Genomic DNA, 5,224 nt, shown 5'->3' on the forward strand with positions numbered 1-5,224 from the left:
GGTCCATTGGTGCCCCGTTCCCGGATATCTATGCGGATCGATCAAAACATTTACCCCATATTTTTCGCCCCAGTCCAGTACCGAATCGAACTTTTTAAAGGCCAGTTCATTGTATCCGTAAGGTTCTTCCATCTCGATAAAGGTGCATATCGGCATGGCCAGGCGCATTAGGTTGGCCCCCGATTTGGCCAAGTCCTTCACGTCTTCCTCTTGAATGGTACAAGCCACATTTACGCCCCTATAGCGTTGCCATTGATATTTTGCGACGGTATTTTCCACGGCTTTCCCGTTGTTTTTGTCCTTCGTGTTGCAGGCTTGAAACGAAATCAAGGATAGCACTAAGCCCGAAATGAGGTATCTGATTTTCATAGTTCCTATGGTTCAAATCCGTGCTTAATAATAAGGTTTATATAAATGCCAACTTGGCTTTCACTTTTCAAATCAGTATTTGTATACACAGCCCGCGCTATTGAAGCGATTCCTTGCTGGCCTTTTTGTCCTTGAAAATCCAAAATGGCGCCGTTGCAAACCAGCATATCGTGCCGATGAGCATCCACATTTTGTAGGATGCAACATCCAAGGAACCGTTCAAAACCAAAAATGCGGGGAACAAGGTCAGCACCAAGCCGATATATGAAATTGTTTTAAGGATATAGTTCATGGGGACAAGGTTTTTGTTCTTTTGGAAAAATAATCCTGTTGTAAGTAAGCGGTCAAGATATATACGATCGCCGCGATAATCCAACTGGGCAAGGCCAAGAAAAAGTAAAAGTCGGCTTCGAAATAGACATACAGCCAGTACCCTACAGCCATTGCCAAAACCCAAGTAAAAGCGACCGACAGATTGAATTTGAGCTGGATGGCTTCGGCCAAATTGGATACCAATCCTATTTTCGGAAACAGAAAAATATCTATCAGAACGACCGCACCCACAGGTGCCGCCACTAAGGCGTACAAGCCTAAATACTGATCCAGTTTGCTCACTATGACGGGGAAACAGGCCATTATCGTTGCCACTATGCCTATGGCGACGGTTATTTTCCACCGCTTCATGGTAGGAAACAGGCCTTGCACCGCCAGACCTGCCCTATAAATGGTGGGGTTGGCGGTGGTCCATCCTGCCGCGATCACACAGATCAGGCCTGCAATGCCCGCACCCATAAAGGCGATCGCGCCGGGCGAAGGGTTGAGGTTGCCCTGCCGCAAGACCAGGGCACAAAGGATACCCGAAGCGATCCAGGCCATGTAATGCCCGATGAACATACCAAATCCCGATGCCAGACCATAACTTGGCCTTTTGGCATAGCGGTAAATCGACATATCGGAGAGACCGATGTGCATCGCATTGTTGCAGAGCCAGGCAAAGATCATCACATGCCAAAAGGTGTATTTGGTCTGCCCTTCCACGGGAACGCCCGTCCATATCTTTTCATTGGCGATTTCCCAAAAATTACCGAAGCCTGTTACACCCAACTGGGGAAGTACCGCCAAACCTGCCGCCAAAAAGATAAGGGGCATCCAGGGTGCGAAAAGCGACGAAAATTTGGCCACCACATCGAAACCGAAGGTAGCCACCACTGCGATCACCGCGCCTACGGCCATAATGATAAGCACCCAGGAAAGGCTTTCCGGATAAAGGCTCGTAAGCCCTGGTCCCTCGACATCTAACAGAATACCGATAGCGGAAGCGGAAACCCCAATCATGGCAGCTGCCATAACGGCGAAAAGCAGGCCGTTGATAAAATTGTAGATGGAGACCAGGTTATAACCGCAGATCTTTTCCAGTTGGTAGAAAATCGTCAACCGCGTTCTAACAGCTGCCGGGGCACATATCAACGTCCAGCTTAGCGTCGCCAAAATATTGCCGATAAGCAGGCCCAGAAAAAGATCCCCCGCAGAAACACCGTGCAATACGAAGAGGGGGCCTATAACGAATTCAGTGCCAGCAATGTGTTCGCCGGCAACGAGACCCACAAATTTATTGAACCCCTTGACTTTGGATTCGGGCACCGGTTCCCGCTCATATTCATTTACGACCTCGACATCTTCAAGGTTCAATACTTTTTTGATGTTCATAAAAAGCGGATTGGTTTGGTCGGTATCAACCTGGTGTCTTCGCATTATCGATAAACCCGAAAGCGATCATGTGGCAGATAAGCATATGTGCATCCTCGACATGCCCGTAATGCAGGGAATCTAAAACGATTGTAGTATCAGCTAATGCGGGCAACTTCCCTTTTTTGCCCCCGACCATTGCAATCGAACGGACCTTGTTTTTCTTGGCCCATTCAAAGGCCTTGACCAAGTTGGGCGAACTACCGCTGACGCTCAGGGTCAGTACCAAATCGCCGGGATTGGCAAGCACACTTAACTGGCGGTAAAAGATATCGTCAAAGGAATAGTCGTTGCCAATGGCTGTAATAAGTCCCGTATTATCGTTCAGGGAAATCACTTTGACCTTTTTGCCCAAGGCATCTGTCGCCCCCTTTACCATATCCGTAGCGAAGTGTGACATGCTTTTGGCACTGCCTCCGTTTCCGAAAACAAAAATCTGCTTTTCGGAATCAATGGTCTCCTTGAGCTGGGCGAACAACCCATTTACTTCGGAGGGTGAAATCTGGTCAATGACACTTTTATACCGCCTTAAATAGTCGGAAAAATAGTCTATCATGTGCTACTATTTTATTTCATTTGCTGCGCGGCATAGACCGCTGCCCCTAATGGAACCGCATCTTCCTTCAATTGCGAAAGTTTTACCATGGGCAATTGCCCCTTCAAAGTATCCATCAGGTAGTTTGGCAACTTTTCGGACAGCATCGTGGGCAAATATTCGCCCAAATTCGAAAGTCCCCCGCCTAAAATGATGATTTCAGGGTTCACAATATGTACTACATGCGATAGTCCCCATGCCAAATCATCGATAGTAGCGTTTAAGATGGACTTTGCGCCGACATCCTCCTTATCTATGGCCAACATCAAGTTTTTGCTGGCATCGGTCTTGCTTTCTTTGGTCAATAGGGCCAATGGTGAACCAGGTTTCTTCTCTATATAAGCGTTCAATTTTTTGTTCAGAGCCCATCCGGATACACTGGATTCCATCGTGCTTCCCGACTTTGAGAGACGCAAATGGCCCACCTCGAATTCACCCGGTTCCTTGCCGTGGTATATTTCCCCGTCGACTATAAATCCCCCTCCGGCCCCGCTGCCCAAAGTAATGTAGAATACCCGCTTGCTCCCCATACCGGCGCCTAAGACTGCTTCCCCCAATGCCGCAATATTTCCGTCATTATCGACAAAAACGGGAATATCTGTCAAAGTCGTCAGCCAATCCTTAAGGTTGAAACCATTCCATCCCTGTACATGAAAAGACCGGTAGATGGTTCCGGTCCGATAATCGATAGGGCCGCCAAAACCGACCCCGATGGCCATAATATCATGTTTTAACAGCAAATTCGAGAGATTGTTGCGCAAAGCCTTTTGGATCAACGACGCCTCTTTGGTATCGCCCACGAAAAACATGACCCTTTCCAAAACCGTATAACGGGTATCGACCACCAATAATTGAATTTTCGTGCCCCCGATCTCGATGCCCAAATAATTCCCGTCCACTTTGATGGATATTAAACGAATTCCCAATCAGTTATCAAATGTACAGTTTCCGCCCTAAACCAATTCCGTCTTTTTAGTGGAAACGCTTCAAATTTATATGGATTTCGTAAATAGGAGATATCTCCGTTTTCGATTAAGGGGGATTAAATGGCTTTTTCATACTTTGTGGATAGAAAATTTATGTTAAGGAATATGACCGCAGCCTATCTCAAAAAATACATGCTACTCCTTGTTTTGGGAGTATTGACGACTGTACAAAGCCAACATACCCAAAGCACTAAAAATCAAGGTTGGATTTCGCTTTTCAACGGAAAAAACCTAGAAGGATGGAAAGTGGGCGATAATGCATCCACCTTTTCCGTAGAAGAAGGCACCATCAAAGTGGCAGGCCCTGTCGCCCATTTGTTCTATCTGGGCGATGTGGAAAACCATAATTTTCAAAATTTCGAGTTCAAAGCATCGGTCATGACCAGGCCCGGGGCAAATTCGGGCATCTACATCCACACCCGATATCAAGAAGATGGATGGCCCGAACACGGCTATGAGGTACAGGTCAATAATTCTCAAGAGGACTGGAAACGTACCGGAAGTCTATATGGTATTGTGGATATTATGGAGAATTATGCCTCCGACAACGAATGGTATACCGAATATATCAAAGTCGAGGGGGATCGCATCATCGTCAAGATAAACGATATCGTGGTCGTCGACTATACGGAACCTAAAAACCCGAAAAGGGAGGGTAATAGTACGAACCGGACTTTGAAAGGCGGAACCTTCGCGCTGCAAGGCCATGATCCCGGAAGTGTAGTTTTCTACAAGGATATCAAGGTGAAGGCATTACCGTAGGTTTAACTACCCTAAAAAAAATAGGGCATTCTAGGAAATCATTTATTGCCCGTTATAACGAATCCCTATCAATAAAATTAAAGGGATTCTTAACCTTGCCCTTGCTCTTGTCCAAAATCATACGGGCGGCGGTCTCGCCCATCTTCTTAAAATCCGTAGAAATACAGGTAATGCCCAGAAGCTCCTTCAAAGGCGTATCATTATAGGATATGACCCCGATATCCCCGCCCAGGGAAAATTCCTTTTCCCGGATCTGGGTGACCAGGTTCACAAGGTCCGATTCCTCTATGGTTATAAATAAATCCCCTTTTTTAAGGATAATGTCGTCGTAAATTTCTTCGAGGATGTCATAATCAAGTGCGAACTCCGTGCAAAACTTACGAAACCCGTACAATATCCTTCTCGGATACGGGTACACCGAGTTTTCGGGATAGACCAAAAACAACTTGCTGTACTTTTTGATTTTTGAAAGGCCTTCCTGCAGCGCTCCATAAATATCGTTTTCAAAGTCTTGAAAGATTTCGATGAAAGGGTCCTCAATGGCAATTCGATTATTATCCATGATTACCAATTTATCCTTGGGGATTTTATTGATAGCCCTTACCGCCTCTTCGGTATAGCTGACATGTTTCATCTGTTCTGTCTTGAAATGGGGCATGATAATATAATAATCATAAGCGCTCCGATTTTTTTCGAGCAGGTTGAGAAATAACGAATTGTCACAATGGTAAATATGGAGATCGGTATGTGAATTGCCGCCGATACT

At 46.0% G+C, this 5,224-nt stretch carries 7 protein-coding genes; 1 reads left to right on the plus strand and 6 read right to left on the minus strand.

Features of this window, described 5'->3' with window-relative positions:
- The 5 genes from ACEW8S_RS00210 to ACEW8S_RS00230 form a co-directional block, all read right to left on the minus strand.
- Positions 1-369 (minus strand): cellulase family glycosylhydrolase (locus tag ACEW8S_RS00210; RefSeq protein WP_373516182.1); only part of this gene is annotated, 369 nt, incomplete at its 3' end.
- A 97-nt stretch (positions 370-466) separates the two neighbouring features.
- A complete protein-coding gene (locus ACEW8S_RS00215) occupies positions 467-661 on the minus strand; it encodes a hypothetical protein (RefSeq protein WP_373516183.1) in 195 nt (64 codons plus the stop codon).
- Positions 658-2,076, minus strand: a complete 1,419-nt coding sequence (locus ACEW8S_RS00220) for a cytosine permease (protein ID WP_373516184.1) — start codon at positions 2,074-2,076, stop codon at positions 658-660. Before ACEW8S_RS00220 ends, ACEW8S_RS00215 begins: the two co-directional genes overlap by 4 nt.
- Positions 2,077-2,101: 25 nt before the next feature.
- Positions 2,102-2,671 carry an SIS domain-containing protein gene (locus ACEW8S_RS00225; RefSeq protein WP_373516185.1) on the minus strand — a complete coding sequence of 190 codons (570 nt, stop codon included), beginning with the start codon at positions 2,669-2,671 and terminating at the stop codon, positions 2,102-2,104.
- 11 nt (positions 2,672-2,682) lie between these two features.
- Positions 2,683-3,609, minus strand: a complete 927-nt coding sequence (locus ACEW8S_RS00230) for an ROK family protein (RefSeq protein ID WP_373516186.1) — start codon at positions 3,607-3,609, stop codon at positions 2,683-2,685.
- A 192-nt stretch (positions 3,610-3,801) separates the two neighbouring features.
- Here ACEW8S_RS00230 and ACEW8S_RS00235 point away from each other — a divergent pair, with 192 nt between their 5' ends.
- Entirely contained in the window at positions 3,802-4,458 is a 657-nt protein-coding gene (locus ACEW8S_RS00235) for a DUF1080 domain-containing protein (RefSeq protein WP_373516187.1), read from the plus strand.
- Between the two features lie 52 nt (positions 4,459-4,510).
- Here the strand turns inward: ACEW8S_RS00235 and ACEW8S_RS00240 are convergent.
- Positions 4,511-5,224, minus strand: a 714-nt coding sequence (locus ACEW8S_RS00240; protein ID WP_373516188.1) for a substrate-binding domain-containing protein, incomplete at its 5' end; no start/stop codon positions are given.

The sequence above is a fragment of the Pricia sp. genome (assembly GCF_041745955.1).
Classification (GTDB): Bacteria; Bacteroidota; Bacteroidia; order Flavobacteriales; family Flavobacteriaceae; genus Pricia.